This window comes from Thermomonas alba, from assembly GCF_022419205.1.
Taxonomy (GTDB): Bacteria; Pseudomonadota; Gammaproteobacteria; order Xanthomonadales; family Xanthomonadaceae; genus Thermomonas; species Thermomonas alba.
In genome coordinates this window covers 110,990-129,049 of sequence record NZ_JAJOZU010000002.1, presented here as the reverse complement: position 1 = coordinate 129,049, position 18,060 = coordinate 110,990, and the positions used below count along the sequence as shown (strand labels likewise).

The window sequence follows — 18,060 nt, the reverse complement described above, 5'->3', positions numbered from 1 at the left end:
GCCACTGAATCGGCGCGGCGATCGGGTTTGCACTAGATTAGTGCAAATGGCCAACCCTTCGGACACTGCCTTGCTCAATGCCCTGGCCACGCCGCTGCTGCGGCTGGATGCGGGGGGCGTGGTGACTTTCGCCAATCTGGCGATCGCGCGCTGGCTGGGCGTGAGCCAGCGGCGCCTGCAGGGCTTGCAGGCGGCCGCGCTGGAGCAGGACGGTCAGCAGCTCGCCACGGGGCTGGCGCGTGGGCTGGAGGCCCCGCTGCGGCTGCGCCGGGTCGGGCTGGCGCTGCCGGGAGGCGCGCGGCCGCAGTTCGCCGACCTCTGGCTGAGCCCGGTGGATGGCGGGCTATGGCTGGAAGCGCATCCAGTGGACGAGTTTCCCGGCGAGGACCCGGCGCAGCTGCTGCCATCGGCGCTGGCGGCCTCGCTGAAAGGGCTGGCGCACGAGCTGCGCAATCCGCTGCTGGGCATCAAGGGCGCGGCGCAGCTGCTGGCGCGGCGGATCGATGCGGAGGGCCGTGAGCTGACCGCCATCATCGAAAGCGAGGTCGGGCGACTGTCGGCGCTGGTGGACCAGTTGCTCAGCCCGGCGCCGCCGCGCCCGTTCGCGCCGGTCAACATCCACGCCGTGCTGGAGCGCGTGTTGCGGCTGGCCGAGAGCGATGCCGGCTGGGCCGTGCGTTTGCAGCGCGATTACGACCCCTCGCTGCCGGAGTTTCCCGCAGATCCCGATCGACTCGCGCAGGCGGTCTGGAATCTGGTGCGCAATGCGATCGAGGCCGGTGCCGGCAGCGTCACCCTGCGCACCCGCGCCGAGCACGCGGCGCGGATCGGCAGCGCGCCGCCAACGCTGGCGCTGCGGTTGGACGTGATCGACGACGGTCGCGGCGTGCCGCCGGAGCTGGCCGAACACGTGCTGCTGCCGCTGGTCAGCGGGCGCGCCGACGGCACCGGGCTGGGCCTGGCGCTGGCCCAGCAGGTGGCGCGCGAGCATCGCGGGGCGCTGACCTGGCGCTCGCGTCCGGGACATACCGTGTTCACCCTGATGCTGCCGCTGGGCGGCGCAACGGAGCACGCCGATGGCTGAGGCGGCGCAGATCTGGATCGTGGACGACGACCGTTCGGTGCGTTTCGTATTGGCCGCGGCGCTGGGCGAGGCCGGCTATCGCGTCACCGCGTTTTCCAATGCTGCGGAGGTGCTGGCGGCGCTGGCCGACGGGCAGCGTCCCGACCTGCTGCTGACCGACGTGCGCATGCCCGGCGACAGCGGGCTGGTGCTGCTGGACAGGCTGAAGGCGGCGCATCCGCAGCTGCCGGTGATCGTGATGTCGGCGCATACCGACATCGCCAGCACCGCCGGTGCGTTCCGCGGCGGCGCGCAGGAGTTCCTGTCCAAGCCGTTCGACATGGACGAGGCGGTGGCACTGGTCCAGCGCGTGCTACAGACCGCGCCCACGCCGCCACCCGTGCCCGCGCGGTTCGAGCAGGGGCCGGCCCTGCTCGGCCAGTCGGCTGCGATGCGCGCGCTGTTCCGGGCGATCGGCCGCCTGGCGCAGGTGCCGCTGTCGGTGCTCATCACCGGCGAGACCGGCACCGGCAAGGAGTTGGTGGCGCGCGCCCTGCATCACGAATCGCCGCGCGCGCACAAGCCGTTCATCGCACTCAATACGGCCGCGATCCCGGCCGAGCTGCTGGAGTCGGAACTGTTCGGGCACGAGGCCGGCGCTTTTACCGGCGCGACCCGGCGCCAGCTCGGGCGCTTCGAGCAGGCCAACGGCGGCACCCTGTTCCTCGACGAGATCGGCGACATGCCCGCGGCGCTGCAGACGCGCCTGCTGCGCGTGCTGGCGGAGGGCGAGTTCTTCCGGGTCGGCGGGCGTGAGCTGATCCGGGTGGACGTGCGCGTGATCGCCGCCACCCACCAACCGCTGGAAGCGCTGGTGGAACAGGGCCGCTTCCGCGCCGACCTGCTGCACCGGCTGGACGTGGTGCGTTTGCAGCTGCCGCCGCTGCGCGAGCGGCGCGAGGACATCCCGCTGCTGGCTGCGCGGTTTCTGCAGGACGCCGCGCGTACCCTGGGGCTGCCGCCCAAGCGGCTGTCCGCGCCTGCGCAGGAGCGCCTGCGCGCGCACGCGTGGCCGGGCAACGTGCGCGAACTGGAAAACGTGTGCTGGCGCCTGGCGGCGTTGGCGCCGGGAGAAACCATCACCCCGGCAGATCTGACGCAGGCGCTGCCGGGTGCCGTCGGCGCGCATGCGGACGAGGCTGATGAGGACTGGACGCGGCCGCTGGCGGCCTGGGCGCGCGCGCAGTTGGCGGCCGGGACTCCCGATCTGCACGCGCAGGCGCGCGAGCGCTTCGACCGCGTGCTGCTCAAAGCCGCGCTGGAACTGCACCAGGGCCATCGTGGCGAGGCTGCGCAGGCGCTGGGCCTGAGCCGCAATACCCTGACCCGCAAGTTGGGCCCGTCGCGCTTTCGGCGCTGATCCTCGGCGTCATGCCGGTTTCCAGCGCGTGCGGGTAGAGTGATGCGACCCATTCGCGGAGGATTCCCCATGAAGCCGATTGCGAGTTCATTTGCCGCCGCCTGCAGCGTTCTTCTGGGTGCCTGCGCCAGCGCGCCGTCGCCCGCGCCGGCGCAGGCCGTGGTTGCCCCGGCCGGCAGCGCGCCCGAGGCCGTGGCCAATCTCGCGGCGGCCTCCGGCAGCCTGGTCAGTGGGCGCCTGGTGCTGGCGCCGATGGGCGATGGTGTGCACATCACGGGAACGATCGGTGGTCTGACGCCCGGCAGTCAGCACGGTTTCCATATCCACGAAACAGGCGATTGCAGCGCGATGGATGCCAGCAGCGCGGGCGGCCATTTCAACCCCGACGCGCAGCCGCACGGGCGCGCCGGCCACGGCGCCCACCACGCCGGCGATGCCGACAATCTGGCGGCCGATGGCAACGGCGTGGCGCGGGTGGATGTGCATCTCTCCGGCGTCAGCCTCGGCACCGGCGCGGCCAACGACATCGCCGGCCGCGCGATCGTCGTCCATGTCGCGCCCGACGACTACCGCAGCCAGCCCGCCGGCAACGCCGGCGCGCGCATCGCCTGCGGGGTGATCCGCGTCACCCGCTGACGGCGCTTCCGCGCGGGGGCGCCGGTTCAGTGCAGGCAGGCGGGGTCGCCGTCGCCGCAGTGCACGAAGGTGACGTCGATGGCGTGCGCGCCCAGCACTGCGGCGTACTGCCGCTGGCGGGCTTGGAACAGGGCGAAGCCGCGCTCCAGGCGCGCGCCGTCCGCTGCGTCAGGCAGGTTGCGCCGGCGCCAGGCGGCAGGGTCGAGCAGGGCGATCCGCACCTCGCCGTCGGCATAGCGCGCCAGCGGCTCCGGCGGTGCGTCCAGCAGACGGGTGCCGCTCGGGTCCAGCAGCGCGGTCTCCAGCAGCGACCACAGCCCGTCGAGGCCGACGTTCTGGTACTGCAGCGCCATCATCGCCAGCAGGTCGTGCAGGCTCAGGTAGCGGGCGTGCTCGAGCGTTGCGCCCAGGCCGTCCTGCAGCGCCAGCGCGGTATCGGCGGCGGCCATCCCGCGGTCCAGCAGCAGCGCCTCCAGCGCCTCGCCGACGCCTTCCGCGGCCTCGCCGCGCAGCACGAACGGCAGCACCCGCAGGCTGCCGCCGGTGAGCGCGGGGTCGGCTTGCAGGGGCAGCGGCACTGCGCCCTGCGCGTCCGCGCCGAAGCCGACGATGCGCGCGCCCTGCGCCTTGCCTGGCGCGCGTTGCAGCAGTTCCAGCGCGCGCCGGTGCAGCGGCCAGCCGGGGCGCAGGGCCTCGGCCGGGTCGAAATGGGCGCCGAGCAGGGCCAGTTCGCAGACGGCCACCTCCGGCACCAGCTTGGCGAGGTCGCGGCCGAGGCGCTCGGCCACGTCGCCGGCGCCGGCGGCGTCCAGCGCGGCGCGCGCCGGCGGCGCGCCGTCGCGCAGTTCCAGGGCGATCACGCCGCGGAATGCGGCGCGGTCTGAGGCGTCGAATGGCATGTGGAGTCCGGGCTCGGCGAGGCAACGCTACACTTGCCATTATGCCCGCGCCGCGGGCGCGTCCTCGAGGTGAAGCATGCAACATGGTCGTCCCGTCGCCGTGCTGGGTGGCGTCCGCATCCCGTTCTGCCGCCAGAACACCGCCTATGCCGATGTCGGCAATCTTGGCCTGTCGGTGCGCACCCTGGGCGCGCTGGTCGAGAAGTTCGGCCTGCACGGGCAGCAGCTGGGCGAGGTGGCGATGGGCGCGGTGATCAAGCACTCCTCGGACTGGAACCTGGCGCGCGAGGCTACGCTGTCCTCCGGGCTGTCGCCGCGCACGCCCGGGATCACCCTGCAGCGCGCCTGCGGCACCTCGCTGGACAGCCTGCTATTGATCGCCGGGAAGATCGCGACGGGCCAGATCGAGGCCGGCATCGGGGGCGGCTCCGACACCACCTCGGACGTGCCGATCGTGTACGGCAAGACCCTGCGCCAGCGCCTGCTGCGCGCGGCCGCGGCCAAGACCTTCGGCCAGAAGCTGGCGGCGTTCAAGGGCTTCCGCCCGTCCGAACTGAAGCCGGAGTTCCCCGGCGTGGCCGAGCCGCGCACCGGCAAGTCGATGGGCCAGCATTGCGAGGACATGGCGAAGGAATGGAACATCTCGCGCGAAGCGCAGGATGCGCTGGCCGCCGATTCCCACCACAAGCTGGCCGCTGCCTATGCGCGCGGGTTCTTCGACGATCTGGTGGTGAGCTTCCGCGGCGTGTCGCGCGACAACATCCTGCGCCCGGACACCAGCATCGAGAAGCTGGCCACGCTCAAGCCCGCGTTCGACAAGACCTCCGGACGCGGCACCCTGACCGCCGGCAATTCCACCCCGCTCACCGATGGCGCGGCCGCCTGCCTGCTGGCCAGCGACGACTGGGCCAATGCGCATGGCCACGAGGTGTTGTGCCACATCCGCGACGCGCAGGTGGCGGCGGTGGATTTCATGCACGGCGAAGGGCTGCTGATGGCGCCCACGGTGGCCGTCGCCGAGCTGCTGGCGCGCAATGGGCTATCCCTGCAAGACTTCGATTTCTACGAAATCCACGAGGCGTTCGCGGCCCAGGTGCTGTGCACCCTGCGCGCCTGGGAGAGTGCCGATTACTGCCGCGACCGCTTGGGGCTCGCCGCCCCGCTGGGGCGGATCGACCCCAACCGGATCAACCCGAACGGCTCTTCGCTGGCGACCGGTCATCCGTTCGCGGCCACCGGCGCGCGCATCGTCGCCACGGCCGCCAAGGAGCTCAGGCAGCGCGGCCATGGGCGCTGCCTGATCTCGATCTGCACGGCCGGCGGCATGGGCGTGGCGGCGATCCTGGAGCGCTGACGCCGCCGCGGCGCGGGCGCGAGCCGCCATCTGCGCGCCGCTGATCGCCGGGCGCGCTGTGCATGCGCGCGCCGGCCGCATGCCGCGATTCAGTCGGTTCGCAGCGCGTCCTGCTTGGCCTTGCGGCGCACGTCGGCCGGCTGGGTCCAGTCGTTGTTGAAGAGCGCCGGCTCCCAGCTACCGTAGGACGGATTGGGCAGCATGAACCAGCGCTGGCCGAACCAGGTCTGATACTGCCTGAACAGCGCGGCGCGGCCTTCCGGGGTGTTGCTGATGATCTGCACGAAATCGCCCAGCTGGTCGCCCACCTGCAGCAGGATGCGGTAGTGGCGGCTGGCCAGACGGCGCCGGCAGTCCTTCTCGGTGCCGTTCTGTTCGCAGCCGGGCACGAACGTGCCCAGGCCCATGAACACGCTGGCGTCCTTGACCGGAAAGCCTTCCGACTTCAGGTTGTCGATGGTTGCCTGATCCAGATCCACCGCCCGGTTGGAGATGTAGAGCACGGTGATGCCGCGCGCCGCCGCGGCCTGGGCGAAGGCCACCGCGCCGGGAATCGCGCGCGCCCTGCGTTCGTTCACCCAGGCTGCCCAGCTCGCTTCGTCGTAGTCACCACCGCTGCGCACCAGCCGCGCCTGGTAGGGCGAGTTGTCGAGCACGGTCTCGTCCACGTCCACGATGACCGCGGGCGGCAGGTTCGCGGCCGGCTTTTCGCGCTCCTCCGGCACCAGCGCATCCCAGGTCTTGTCCTTCAATGCTTGATCTAGACGCGCCTCGGCCGCGCGGTACACGGTCTGGGTGACGGCCGCGTATTCCACCGTCTGCTGCATCCATACCGTGGCGTTGAGGTTGTCGTTGGGCAGCGCGGCAGGTGCCGGCGCGGGCGCGGCAGGGGCCGCTGCGGTGGGTGCCGGTGCGGCGACGGGCGCCTGCGCGGCGTGCGGCATGCTCTGGCAGGCAGACAGCGCCAGCGCGACGGCCAGCGCGGAGAGGAGATCGGAACGACGCATGCAGGGCTCCAAACAGAGGAAGACGGCGATTCTAAGACTGCCGCATGGCGTGGCGATGTCGGCAGGCGCCGGCGTTCGTCGAGCTCTCGTCAGTCGTCCGCCAGCAGCGCCTGGATCTCGGCCAGGCTGGCGCGGCGGCGTGCGGCTTTGTGCGCGGCCTCCGCCTCGGGATCGGCGCCGTCCCGCAGCAGGTCGTCCGCAGGCAGCTCGTCCAGGAAGCGGCTGGGCGACAGGCGCAGCCGCTCGCCCCAGCGCTGGGCTTCCTTCGCATACGACAGCCACAGTCGCTCCTTGGCGCGGGTGATGCCGACATAGAACAGCCGCCGTTCCTCGTCGAGCCGGCCTTCTTCGAGGCTGGCCTCGTGCGGCAGATTGCCGTCTTCCACTCCGACGATGAACACGAAGCGGAACTCCAGGCCCTTGGCCGCGTGCAGTGACATCAGCCGCACCTGATTGCCGGCCTCGCCTTTGTCGGCATGCGAGAGCAGCGCCAGCGCGGCGGCCAGCTCGCCGGGGCCGCTGGTTTTCGGGCCGTCGAACCAGTCCGCCAGCTCGTCCAGGTTGCGTCGCCGCATCTGGAACTGGGCCTCGTCCTTGCAGCTGGCGCGCAGCGCAGCCAACAGGCCGGAACGTTCGTTGAGACGGCGGACCAGCTCGGCCGGCGGCAGCGTGTGTGCGTCCGCACGCAGGCCCTGGACGATCGCCGAGAAGCCCTGCAGCGCGTTCGCGGCGCGTGCCGGCAGCTGCTGCGCCACCGCTAGCGACTCCGCGGCGCGCGCCAGGGACAGATGCCTCTGCTGGGCCAGCTCGCCAAGCCTGGCCAGGGTGCCGGCGCCAACGCCACGATTGGGCGCCTGCACCGCGCGCAGGAAAGCGGCGTCGTCGTCGGGATTGGCCAGCAGGCGCAGCCAGGCCAGCGCATCTTTCACCTCCCCGCGATCGAGGAAGGCGGTGCCGCCGCTGAGGTGATACGGAATGCGCAGCAGCTGCAGCGCCTTTTCCAGCGCGCGGCTCTGGTGGTTGCCGCGGAACAGGATGCAGAACTCGCCCCACGGCGGTGGACGCTCGGGGCTGGCGAGCTGCTTGCCGATGAACTGGATCTCGGCGGCTACCCGCTCGGCTTCATGCGCGGCATCGCGGCATTCCCACACGCGGATGCGCTCGCCGTCGGCGGCCTGGCTCCACAGCGTTTTGGGGTGCTCGTGCGGGTTGTGGGCGATCAGCGCGTTGGCAGCGCGCAGCACGCGGCCGGGGCAGCGGTAGTTCTGCTCCAGCTTGATGACTTTCAGCGCCGGGTAATCGTGGCTCAAGGCGAGCAGATTGTCCGGATTGGCGCCGCGCCAGGCGTAGATGCTCTGGTCGTCGTCACCCACGCAGGTGAACTGCCCGGCCGCGCCGGCGATCGCCTTCAGCAGCCGGTATTGCGCGTCGTTGGTGTCCTGTGCCTCGTCCACCAGCAGGTAGCCGATGCGCTCGCGCCAGCTCATCCGCGCGTCTTCGTCGTTCTCCAGCAGCTGCACCGGCAGCCGGATCAGGTCGTCGAAATCCACCGCGTTGAATGCCACCAGGCGCTGCTGATAGCGCGCGTACAGCGCCGCGGCCTCGCGCTCGCGGGTGCTGCGCGCGGCCTGTGCTGCCTGCTCCGGGGACAGACAGGCGTTCTTTGCGCGGCTGATCAGCTGCTGCATCGCCGCCACTGCGTCGGGTTTGTGTCCAGGCGGCAGCAGGTCTTTGATCTGGGCGGCGGAATCGTCGGCATCGAAGATCGAAAAGCCACGCCGCAGGCCAAGCCGGGCGTGGTCGGTCTGCACGATCTTCAGCCCCAGCGCGTGGAAGGTGCAGACGGTCAGCGCCTGCGCGGCATCGCCCTTCAGGCGCTTGCCGACGCGCTCGCGCATCTCGCGCGCGGATTTGTTGGTGAAGGTGATCGCGGCGATCCGGCGCGCCGGGTAGCGCCCGCTCTGCACCAGGTGCGCGATCTTCTCCACGATCACCCGGGTCTTGCCGCTGCCAGCGCCGGCCAGCACCAGCAGCGGGCCTTCGGTATGCAGGACCGCCGCGCGTTGCGGGGGATTGAGGCCATGAAGAGGATCGCGAGACATCGGCGCCATTGTCCGGCCCGGCCGCGTCCGATGCCAGCCTTGTGCGCCGGTAGAATCCGTGCATGGCCAAGCTCTACTTCTACTACTCCGCGATGAACGCGGGGAAGACCACGACCCTGCTGCAATCGGCCTACAACTACCGCGAGCGTGGGATGCGGGTGCTCATCCTCACTCCCAGGCTGGACGTGCGCGCCGGCAGCGGCATCGTGGCTTCGCGCATCGGCCTGCGCGCCGAAGGGCTGGCGTTCGATCATCACGCCGATCTGCAGCATCTGGTGGAACTCGACATCGCCAGTCACGGCCCGTTGCACTGCGTGCTGGTCGATGAGGCGCAGTTTCTGACCCGGCCGCAGGTCTGGCAGCTGTCCGAGGTGGTGGATGCGCTGCGCGTCCCGGTGCTCTGCTACGGCCTGCGCACCGATTTCCGCGGCGAGCTGTTCGAAGGCAGCCAATATCTGCTGGCCTGGGCGGATGAGCTGCAGGAGATCAAGACGATCTGCCACAGCGGCAGCAAGGCGACCATGACCGTGCGCGTGGACGAGGCCGGCCGCGCGCTGCAGGACGGACCGCAGGTGGAGATCGGCGGCAACGAGCGCTACGTCTCGGTGTCGCGTAAGGAGTTCAAGAAGGTGATGCGCGGCGAGGGCAGCATCGCGCCGCTGCAGGCGCCGCTACCGCTGTAGGTCGGCGGCATGAAAGGGGCGGAGGTTTCGCCGGTCGTCGCCGCGGCGTTCGATTTTCAGTCGGTGCCAGGCGTTCCGCAGCGGGTGCGCAGCTGCTCCACTTCGCGCGGCAGCGCGCCGCCCTCGGGCAGCGCCAGCTGCATGTCGGTCAGGGTGGCGTCCAGCCCCAGGCGCGCCTGCCGAGGTTGCTGCGCGCAGTCCAGCGCGGCCGCGTAGGCACGCGCCAGCCACGTGGCCTTGCGTTGTTCCAGGCTGTCGCTATGCGCCTGCGCCAGCCGCCGCAGCCGCAGTACGGCCTCCGGTGCGCCCTGCTGTGCTTGCGCGCGTGCCAGCGCAATCTCGGCACGGCGGGTGTGCGAATGCCCGGGGCCGAAACCGGCGCGGGTGGCGCGCACCGCCGCCTGCAGGGCGACCAGCGCGGCATCGCGCTCGCCGCGTGCCCACAGGATCTCGCCCAGCAGGCGCTGGCTGTCGCCCACCAGCGCCTGCTGGGCGCCGGCCTGGCGCAGGCGCAGCGCCTCGCGCGCCGGTGCCAGGGCCTCGTCGTCGCGGCCCGCGCTGTGCAGGATCAGCGCCTGGTTGAACAGCCCGCTGGCGAGCAGAGCGGGATTGCCGGACTTGCGCCAGCCGGTCACGGCGTGCTGCTGTAGCGCCAGCGCGCGCTGGACGTCGTCACGCTCCCAGGCAGCGATCGCCAGGCTGTTGTAGGCGCGCGCCAGGTCCGGGTGATCCGGATCGAGGCGCGCGCGCAGCCAGGCGGTGGTTTCCAGGAAAAGCGTCTCGGCCTCCGACAGTCGCCCGAGGTCCAGGTACAGCGCCGCCAGCTGGCGTTTGGCGTCGACGCTGGCGCGATGGTCGTCGCCGTGCAGTGCCTGTGCTAGCCGTAGCGCAGCGCGGCAGTCGTGTACCGCGGAGTCGAGATCATCCAGGCCGCGCTCGATCGCGCAGACGGTGCGCAGCATTTCGATGGCCTGCGGATGCTGCGGGCCAGCCACTTTCTGCAGGTGCGCCAGGCCCTGCCGCAAGGTGTGCAGCGCCTGGGCCTGGTGGCCGGCATCGGCCTGCAACAGGGCCTGGTCGAGGGTGGTGGCGGCGACCCCGGCATCGTCGCCTTCGTGGCGCCGCAGCTCCAGCGCGCGGGCGAACAGCCGCTGCGCGGCGGCATCCTCGCCCAGCGCATGCTGACAGCGGCCGAGCTGGCCGAAGAACTCGGCGGCCGGCAGCGGCAGGCGCTGCTGCTCTTGCGCGGCCAGCGCCTCCTGCGGCTGCATCTGGCGCACACAGCCTGCCGGATCGCCGAGCTGCTGGCGCGCGCTGCCGCGCAGGGTCGCCGATTCCAGGCGCAGGCTGGCCGGGGCCTCCGGCAGCCCTGCCAGCAGGTGCGCCTGGCGCTGCAGCAATGCGTCTGCTTCGCGATAGTCGCCCAGCTCCAGCCGCAGCCGCGCCACCACCCCGTACAGCTCGGCGCGCGCCTGTGGCTGCCGCGCCAGGCTGCGTTCGCCGCGCAGGATGCCCATCTCCAGCAGGCTGCGCAGATCGATCGAGTTTTTGGCCGAAGCGCCGGCGTCCTGGAACAGCTCGGCCACGAACCGCTGCATCGCCTGCGCGCGCGCGGCCTCGCGCAGCGCACGCTGGGCCTGCCAGCCGACCACCGCCAACGCCGTCAGCAGCACCAGCAGCACGCTGCTGGCAGCGGCGATGCCCCAGCGGTGGCGGTGCAGGTATTTGCGCAGGCGGTAGCCCATGCGCTGGCCGCGCGCCGAGACCGGGCGCCCGCGCAGGTGGCACAGCAGGTCCTGCGAGAGCGCTTCGGCCGAGACGTAGCGCTGCTCCGGCTGTTTTGCCAGCGCCTTCAGCACGATGTTGTCGAGATCGCCGGCCAGCACGCGCGCCAGGCGCGCCGGGGTGTACGGGCGGATGCGCTCGGGATCGGCTTGCGCTGCGGCCTGCGAGGGCCTGACCGGCTCGCCGGCGAGGATCGCCTCTTCCCATTCGGCATCGGTCTGGCGCTTGATCCGATAAGGCTTGCTGCCGGTCAGCAGCTCGTACAGCACCACGCCCAGCGAGTACACGTCGGTCATGGTGGTGACCGGCTCGCCGCGGATCTGCTCCGGCGCGGCGTAGTGCAGGGTGAAGGCGCGCACCCCGGTGCGCGTCTGCTCCACCGGCAGCGGCTGCACGTCGAGCAGCTTGGCGATCCCGAAATCCAGCAGCCGCACGTGCCCGGCCGGGGTCACCAGGATGTTGGACGGCTTCAGGTCGCGGTGCACGATCAGGTTGGCATGCGCGTGGCTGACCGCCTCGCAGACCTGGCGGAACAGGTCCAGGCGCGCGGCCAGATCCAGCTGGCGCACCTGGCACCAGTGGGTGATCGGCTCGCCTTCGACGTATTCCAGCGCCAGATAGGGCTGCCCGTTCTGGTCGATGCCGGCGTCCAGCAGACGGGCGATGAACGGATGCGCCAGGCGTGCCAGGATTTCGCGCTCACGGTCGAAGCGCTGCCGCAGCTGTGGATCGGCCAGGCCCGGGCGCAGCAGCTTGAGCGCGACCTTGCGCTCGTATAGCCCGTCGGCGCGCGCGGCCAGCCAGACCTGGCCCATGCCGCCCTCGCCGAGCAGCCGCAACAGCCGGTACGGCCCCAGCCGGGCGCCTGCCATGGGGGCGTGCGGCAGCTGCAGCGCCGGCGTATCGAGCAGGCTGTCCTGTGCATCCTCCAGCGCAAGCAGACGCTGCAGCTCATCGGCCAGCGCCGGATCCTCGGCGCGCAGGGTCGCCAGATGCTCGGCGCGCGCGTCCGGCGCCATGTCCAGCAGGGCGTCCAGCAGCGGCGAGATCCGTTGCCAGCGCAGCGCGTCCATCGCGGTGACCGCCTGCCCGACCTCGCGGTCAGGCCGGAGGCGTCTCCTGCAGTGCGGATAGCAGGAACATCCGCGCTTTCTGCCAGTCGCGGCGCACGCTGCGCTCAGAGCGCTGCATCAGCGAGGCGATTTCGAGCTCCGATAGCCCCGCGAAATAGCGCAGCTCCACCACCTGGGTCAGGCGTGGGTCCAGCGCCGACAGGCGTTGCAGGGCGGCGTCCAGCGCCAGCATGTCCTCGTCCACCCGCAGCCCGCCTTCGAGGTCCTCCGGCAGGTCGGTGACCCGGTGCAGATCGCCGCCGCGCTTCTGCGCCAGGCGCTGGCGTGCGTAATCCACGATCACCGAGCGCATCGCAGAGGCGGCGTAGGCGAAGAAATGACCGCGGTCGTCGAAGCGGGCGTTGCCGCGCCCGACCAGCTTGAGGTAGGCCTCGTGCACCAGCGCGGTGGCGTCCAGGGTGTGGCCGTGGTGCTGGCCGGCCAGCTGGCGCCGGGCCATGCCGTGCAGTTCCTGGTACAGCGTGGCGAGCACGCGGTCCATCGCCGCGCGGTCGCCATCGCGCGCGGCATCCAGCAGGACGGTGATATCGCCGGCTTGGGTCATCGTCGGTTGTATGAACAGAGGGTGTCGGGGGACGCCGGCACTATAGCGAATGGCAGGTGTGCGCGGCGCGCAGCGCCCATCGCGCACGCCGCCACCGCGTCCCGGCGTGCTTACCGCTGGCAATGCGCGCACCAGGCGGTGGTGCGCTGACCGATGCTGGCCTGTTTCAGGGCGCGGCCGCAGCGCGGGCAGGGCTGTCCACCGCGCCCGTAGGCCAGCAGTTCCTGTTCGAAGTAGCCGGGCGCGCCGTCGGGGCTGAGGAAGTCGCGCAGGGTGGTGCCGCCGCGCGCGATCGCATGCGCGAGGATCGCCTTCACTTCCCGTGCCAGCGCGGCGTAGCGCTCGCGCGACACCTTGCCGGCCGCGCGCAGCGGCGAGATCCCGGCCCGGAACAGCGCCTCGGTGGCGTAGATGTTGCCGACTCCGACCACCACCGCCTGGTCCATCAGGAAGGCCTTGACCGGGGCGCTGCGGCCGCGGCTGCGCGCGAACAGGTAGTCGCCGTCGAAGCCGTCCTCCAGTGGCTCCGGGCCGAGCCCGGCCAGCAGCGGGTGCAGCGTGCCCGGCGCCTGCCACAGCAGGCAGCCAAACCGGCGCGGGTCGTTGAAGCGCAGCACGCGGCCGTCCTCCAGCGCGAGGTCCACGTGGTCGTGCGCGCGCAGCGGGGTGTCGGATGGCAGCACCCGCAGGCTGCCCGACATGCCCAGGTGCAGCAGCGCGCTGCCGGCGGCGGTGTCCAGCAGCAGATACTTGGCGCGCCGGCGGATGGCGTCGATCCGCTGGCCCGGCAGCAGGTCCTCCACTTGGCGCGGGATCGGCCAGCGCAGGTCGGCGCGACGCAGGCGCACGTGTTCGATGCGGCGCCCGGCCACGTGCGGCAGCAGCCCGCGGCGGGTGGTTTCGACTTCGGGGAGCTCGGGCATGGGGCCATGATGCCGCGCCGGGCGGCGTACAGCCATGCCGTGGCATCATGCGCTGGCGCATCCGCGCCCATGTCCCACGAGCCATCCGATGTCCACGTCCATGATTGATTTCCTCGCCGGCGGCCTGCTCCAGTTCGGCTGGGGCGAGATGCTGCTGTACCTGCTGGTGGTCACCCAGCTCACCATCTTCACCGTCACCCTGTACCTGCACCGCAGCCAGGCCCACCGCGGCGTGGATTTCCACCCGGTGGTCGCGCACTTCTTCCGCTTCTGGTCGTGGCTGACCACCTCGATGGTGACCCGCGAGTGGACGGCGATCCACCGCAAGCACCACGCCAAGTGCGAGACCGAGGACGACCCGCACAGCCCCATGCACAAGGGCATCGGCACCGTGTTCTGGCGCGGCGCCGACCTCTACCGCGCCGCGCGCCTGAACCGCGAGGACATCGCGCAGTACGGCAAGGGCTGCCCGGACGACTGGATCGAGCGCCATCTCTACACGCGCTTCGCCAATGCCGGCGTCGCGCTGCTGTTGATCGTCAGCTTCGTGCTGTTCGGTTTCAAGGGCGTGGCCGTGTGGGCGATCCAGATGGCGTGGATCCCGTTCTGGGCGGCCGGCGTCATCAACGGCCTCGGCCACTGGTGGGGCTATCGCAACTTCGAGACCACCGACACCGCCACCAACCTCACGCCGTGGGCGGTGTGGATCGGCGGCGAGGAGCTGCACAACAACCACCATGCGTTTCCTTCGAGCGCGAAGTTCGCGCTGCGTCGGTTCGAGTTCGACATCGGCTGGGCGGTGATCCGGCTGCTGGCCGCGCTGCGTCTGGCGCGGGTGCTGCGGGTGGCGCCCACCCTGCGCCTGCGTCCGAACATCCACATGCCCGATGCGGAGACCCTGAAGGCGCTGCTGGCGCATCGCTTCCAGGCCATGACCGACTACCAGCGCAACGTGCTCACCCCGGCGCTGCGCGAGGAAGCCGCGGCGGCGGGCGCAAAGCTGCGTGAGCTGTTGCCGCGCAAGCTGCGCAAGGCCATGGCCGATGACGGCCGTTGGCTGAAGGCGGACGCGCGCGCGCAGCTGCAGGCCTGGGTGGAGGCGCGCCCGCGCATCCGCAGCCTGCTCGAACAGCGCCGGCGCCTGGCCGAGGTGCTGGAAAGCCGCGGCCACGACGCCGCCGAGCGGCTGCGTCGGTTGCAGGCCTGGTGCGCGGAGGCCGAAGCCAGCGGTGTGCGCGCGCTGCAGGAGTACGCCGCGCGCCTGCGCGGCTATGCCCTGGCTCAGGCGTGATCCGGCGTCCCGCCGCGCTCTTGTGTGCCCTGCTGCCGCTGGCGGCGGGCGCGCAGCAGGTGCAGCGCACCAGCGACTATTTGGCGCGCATGGATGCCGATGGCGATGGCCGGGTATCGCTGGAGGAATACCTGGCCTGGATGGGCTACGCCTTCGATCGCATGGATCGCGACCACGACGGCGTGCTGCAGGCGGACGAGCTGCCGGGCGGCAAGGGCCGGGCGCTCACCCGGCAGGCGCATCGCGCGCAGTTGGCCGAACGCTTCCATCGCCAGGACGCCAACCACGACGGCTATCTCGATGCCCGCGAACTGGCCGCGCCGCCGCGCTGAGCCTTCGTTTGCGTGCGTTTTCGCGCATCCGGCGCACGGTGCTTGCTGAACCGCATCCTTGCGCCGATTTGCTTTCTGCTGCGATTGCGCTTATCGTGGCTTGGCTGAATGACAAGGGTCACCTTGAATCGTGGCCTGATGTTGCAGTCGCTCGTTCCTCTGCATCGTTACACCCGCTTCTCAATTCTCCTTGGCGCCAGCATTTCCGCCGCACCTGCGGCTTCATCCGTTCCAAGGAGTAATTGCAATGTCCAATACCGAAACCGGTACCGTGAAGTGGTTCAACGATGCCAAGGGCTTTGGCTTCATCACCCAGGATGGCGGTGGTGGCGACCTGTTCGTCCACTTCCGCTCGATCGAGTCCTCGGGCTTCAAGTCCCTGCAGGAAGGCCAGAAGGTCTCCTACGTGGCCGTGAAGGGCCAGAAAGGCATGCAGGCCGAGCAGGTTCGCCCGCTCTAAAGCCACGCCCACGCGTGATCCGAAACGCCCGGCCCGTGCCGGGCGTTTCGTTTTCGAGAATGTCGGACCGGCGCGAACCCGGCCAACCGAATGCCGGCGCGAGGCCGGCGTTGCGGGGAACCGCGGCGGGCGCGGCCGCTCACCAGATCTTCACCCGCGCGTCCGGCGCCAGGTACAGCTTCTGTCCTTCCTTCACGTCGAAGGTCGGATACCAGCCGTCCAGGTTACGCACCGTCAGCGCGCGCCACGGGCCGGGGGCGTGCTCGTTCCCCACCACCTGCGCGCGCAGGGCGGCATCGCGCATCTTGGTCCGCCAGGCCTGGGCGAAGGCGATGAAGAAGCGCTGGTCGCCGGTGAGACCGTCGATTACCGGGGCCGGCTTGCCGCCCAGCGACTTGTGGTAGGCCTTCAGCGCGGCCTGCAGGCCGGCCACGTCGGCGATGTTCTCGCCCAGCGTCTGCTGGCCGTTGATGTGCAGCCCCGGCAGCACCTCGTAGGCGTCGTACTGCTTGACCAGCTTCTCGGTGGCGGCCTTGAAGTGGGCTGCATCCTGCGGCGTCCACCAGTTGTGCAGGCGGCCCTCGGCGTCGAACTCGGCGCCGAGGTTGTCGAAGCCGTGGCTGATCTCGTGGCCGATCACCGCGCCGATCGCGCCGTAGTTGGCGGCGGCATCCGCATTCGGGTCGAAGAACGGCGGCTCCAGGATCGCGGCCGGGAAGTTCATCGCATTCTGCAGCGGCAGATTCACCGCGTTCACCGTCTGCGGGGTCATCCACCACTCGCCGCGGTCGGGGGTCTGGCCCAGCTTGGCCAGCTGGTGGCGGTATTCGGCAAGCTGGGCGCGCTGGGCGTTGCCGAGGGCGTCGTCCGGCTTCACGTCCAGCGAGGAATAATCGCGCCAGTGATCGGGGTAGCCGACCATCACCCGCATGTTCTCGGCCTTGCGCTTGGCTTCGGCCTTGGTCTGCGGGCTCATCCACGCGAGCTGGTCCACGCCGTCGCGGAACGCGGCCAGGATGTTGCCCACCATCGCCTCCACCTGCGCCTTGGAGCTGGCCGGGAAGTACTGCTTCACGTACAGCTGGCCGATGGCGTCGCCAAGGGCGGCGTTGGTGGCAGCCAGCGCGCGCTTCCAGCGGTCGCGCTGCTGGGTGGCGCCGGACAGCTGGGTGCCGTAGAACCCGAAGCGCAGGTCGGCATAGGCCTTGGGCAGCAGCGCGGCGTTCTCGTTGATCGCGTGGAAGCGCAGGTAGTCCTTCCACACCGGCAGCGGCGCGCTGGCGACCAGCGCCGACAGCTTCTTCACCGCCTCCGGCTGCCACGCCACCAGGGTCGGCTGCGCGGACAGCTGCGCGGCCTCGAGGAAGGCCGGCCAGTCGATGCCCGGCGCGCGCTTGCCGAGCTCGGAGGTAAGCCACGGATTATTGGCCTTGTGGATGTCCTGGGTGTCCACCACGCTGGCATGCGCCTTGGCGATCTGCACCTCCAGGCCGAAGATCGCATCGGCCTGCTTCTTCGCCTCCGCCTCGGGCGTGCCGGCCTGCTTCAGCAGGGCCGCGATGTAGGCCTTGTAGGCCTGCCGGTTCTTGGCCATCGCCGGGTCGGAGGAGAGGTAGTACTCGCGATCCGGCATGCCCAGGCCGCCCTGCAGCAGATAGCCGACGTTCTTTCCGGGGTCGTCCAGGCCGGCGGCCACGAACAGGCCGAACAGGTGTTCGGTGTAGTAGTTGGTGGCGTTGATCGGGTCCACGTCGGCGCGCAGGGTGCTGCCGAGGTAGGCCGAGAGCGCCTTGCGATCGTTGATCTGGGCGATCGCGTCCAGGGTCGGCTGCAGCGGCGCCAGGCCGCGGCTCTCGATGCCGGCTTCGTCCATGTAGGCGGCGTAGTAGTCGGCGATCTTGCGCGCGTTGCTGCCGGCCGGCGGATTCTGCTTCTGCAGGCCCTGCACGAGATCGGCCAGGCGCTTTTCGGCCTTTTCGAACACGGTGTAGAACACGCCGGTGCTGCTGCGGTCGGCCGGGATCTCGGCGGTCTTCTGCCAGGTGCCGTTGGCGTAGGCGTAGAAGTCGTCGCCCGGCGCCACCGACCTGTCCATTCCGGCGAGGTCGATGCCGATCGACGGGGGCGCGACCGGGGCGGCCGCGGTGGCGGCCTTGGGGGCTTCGGCGGGCTTGCAGGCGGCCAGGGTCAGGCCGGCGACGGCGAGCAGAGTGGCGATGGCCAGCGGGGTGCGGCGGAAGGAGGAAGCGGACATGGGCGGCTCATGGGTGGAAAGGCGCCCGCTTATCTTGCACCGATGCAGGACGGGATCCAGTGCAGGAAGTCAGCCCGTCGCGGGGACGCGGCGGCGCTGGCACGCGGTTTAACATTCGCCCAACCCCGCGGGCGGCCGCCTGCGGCACACTCGATCCCGGCGCGGGTGGCCGCG

At 70.8% G+C, this 18,060-nt stretch carries 15 protein-coding genes; 8 read left to right on the top strand and 7 right to left on the bottom strand.

Features of this window, described 5'->3' with window-relative positions; translation table 11 throughout:
* Positions 1-46: 46 nt before the first annotated feature.
* From ML342_RS03100 to ML342_RS03090, 3 genes are all read left to right on the top strand, one after another.
* Positions 47-1,084: a two-component system sensor histidine kinase NtrB gene (locus ML342_RS03100; RefSeq protein WP_240125469.1), complete on the top strand. Its 1,038-nt coding sequence runs from the start codon at positions 47-49 to the stop codon at positions 1,082-1,084.
* Positions 1,077-2,483 (top strand): nitrogen regulation protein NR(I), encoded by a 1,407-nt coding sequence (gene ntrC, locus ML342_RS03095; protein WP_240125468.1) that lies wholly within the window; start codon positions 1,077-1,079, stop codon positions 2,481-2,483. Before ML342_RS03100 ends, ntrC begins: the two co-directional genes overlap by 8 nt.
* Before the next feature lie 69 nt (positions 2,484-2,552).
* The gene (locus ML342_RS03090; protein ID WP_240125467.1) at positions 2,553-3,119 is read left to right on the top strand and encodes a superoxide dismutase family protein; all 567 of its coding nucleotides are present in this window, start codon (positions 2,553-2,555) and stop codon (positions 3,117-3,119) included.
* Positions 3,120-3,145: 26 nt separating this feature from the next.
* On the opposite strand, the gene ML342_RS03085 is transcribed toward ML342_RS03090, so the two are convergent.
* Positions 3,146-4,018 carry a hypothetical protein gene (locus ML342_RS03085; RefSeq protein WP_240125466.1) on the bottom strand — a complete coding sequence of 291 codons (873 nt, stop codon included), beginning with the start codon at positions 4,016-4,018 and terminating at the stop codon, positions 3,146-3,148.
* A gap of 76 nt (positions 4,019-4,094) precedes the next feature.
* Between ML342_RS03085 and ML342_RS03080 the strand changes: the two genes are divergently transcribed.
* Positions 4,095-5,372: an acetyl-CoA C-acetyltransferase gene (locus tag ML342_RS03080; RefSeq protein ID WP_240125465.1), complete on the top strand. Its 1,278-nt coding sequence runs from the start codon at positions 4,095-4,097 to the stop codon at positions 5,370-5,372.
* An 89-nt stretch (positions 5,373-5,461) separates the two neighbouring features.
* Here the strand turns inward: ML342_RS03080 and ML342_RS03075 are convergent, their stop codons facing one another.
* Together ML342_RS03075 and ML342_RS03070 are read right to left on the bottom strand one after the other, a co-directional pair.
* Complete coding sequence (locus ML342_RS03075) at positions 5,462-6,379, bottom strand: HAD family acid phosphatase (RefSeq protein ID WP_240125464.1); 918 nt, start codon at positions 6,377-6,379, stop codon at positions 5,462-5,464.
* An 89-nt stretch (positions 6,380-6,468) separates the two neighbouring features.
* Positions 6,469-8,481 carry a UvrD-helicase domain-containing protein gene (locus ML342_RS03070; RefSeq protein WP_240125463.1) on the bottom strand — a complete coding sequence of 671 codons (2,013 nt, stop codon included), beginning with the start codon at positions 8,479-8,481 and terminating at the stop codon, positions 6,469-6,471.
* 62 nt (positions 8,482-8,543) lie between these two features.
* Here ML342_RS03070 and ML342_RS03065 point away from each other — a divergent pair, with 62 nt between their 5' ends.
* On the top strand, positions 8,544-9,164 hold the full coding sequence (locus ML342_RS03065) for a thymidine kinase (protein ID WP_240125462.1): 621 nt from the start codon (positions 8,544-8,546) through the stop codon (positions 9,162-9,164).
* Positions 9,165-9,220: 56 nt separating this feature from the next.
* On the opposite strand, the gene ML342_RS03060 is transcribed toward ML342_RS03065, so the two are convergent.
* The 3 genes from ML342_RS03060 to mutM form a co-directional block, all read right to left on the bottom strand.
* Positions 9,221-12,022 carry a serine/threonine-protein kinase gene (locus ML342_RS03060; protein ID WP_240125461.1) on the bottom strand — a complete coding sequence of 934 codons (2,802 nt, stop codon included), beginning with the start codon at positions 12,020-12,022 and terminating at the stop codon, positions 9,221-9,223.
* A gap of 28 nt (positions 12,023-12,050) precedes the next feature.
* Positions 12,051-12,626: an ECF-type sigma factor gene (locus ML342_RS03055; RefSeq protein ID WP_240125460.1), complete on the bottom strand. Its 576-nt coding sequence runs from the start codon at positions 12,624-12,626 to the stop codon at positions 12,051-12,053.
* Between the two features lie 110 nt (positions 12,627-12,736).
* Positions 12,737-13,549: a bifunctional DNA-formamidopyrimidine glycosylase/DNA-(apurinic or apyrimidinic site) lyase gene (gene mutM / locus ML342_RS03050; protein WP_240125459.1), complete on the bottom strand. Its 813-nt coding sequence runs from the start codon at positions 13,547-13,549 to the stop codon at positions 12,737-12,739.
* A gap of 88 nt (positions 13,550-13,637) precedes the next feature.
* Here mutM and ML342_RS03045 point away from each other — a divergent pair, with 88 nt between their 5' ends.
* The 3 genes from ML342_RS03045 to ML342_RS03035 all read left to right on the top strand — a co-directional run bounded on the left by ML342_RS03045 (position 13,638) and on the right by ML342_RS03035 (position 15,632).
* Entirely contained in the window at positions 13,638-14,840 is a 1,203-nt protein-coding gene (locus ML342_RS03045; protein WP_240125458.1) for a DesA family fatty acid desaturase, read from the top strand.
* A complete protein-coding gene (locus ML342_RS03040) occupies positions 14,837-15,172 on the top strand; it encodes an EF-hand domain-containing protein (protein WP_240125457.1) in 336 nt (111 codons plus the stop codon). Before ML342_RS03045 ends, ML342_RS03040 begins: the two co-directional genes overlap by 4 nt.
* 247 nt (positions 15,173-15,419) lie before the next feature.
* The gene (locus ML342_RS03035) at positions 15,420-15,632 is read left to right on the top strand and encodes a cold-shock protein (protein WP_240125456.1); all 213 of its coding nucleotides are present in this window, start codon (positions 15,420-15,422) and stop codon (positions 15,630-15,632) included.
* Positions 15,633-15,771: 139 nt separating this feature from the next.
* Here ML342_RS03035 and ML342_RS03030 read toward each other — a convergent pair whose 3' ends face one another.
* Positions 15,772-17,886: a M13 family metallopeptidase gene (locus ML342_RS03030; RefSeq protein WP_240125455.1), complete on the bottom strand. Its 2,115-nt coding sequence runs from the start codon at positions 17,884-17,886 to the stop codon at positions 15,772-15,774.
* Positions 17,887-18,060: the final 174 nt, after the last annotated feature.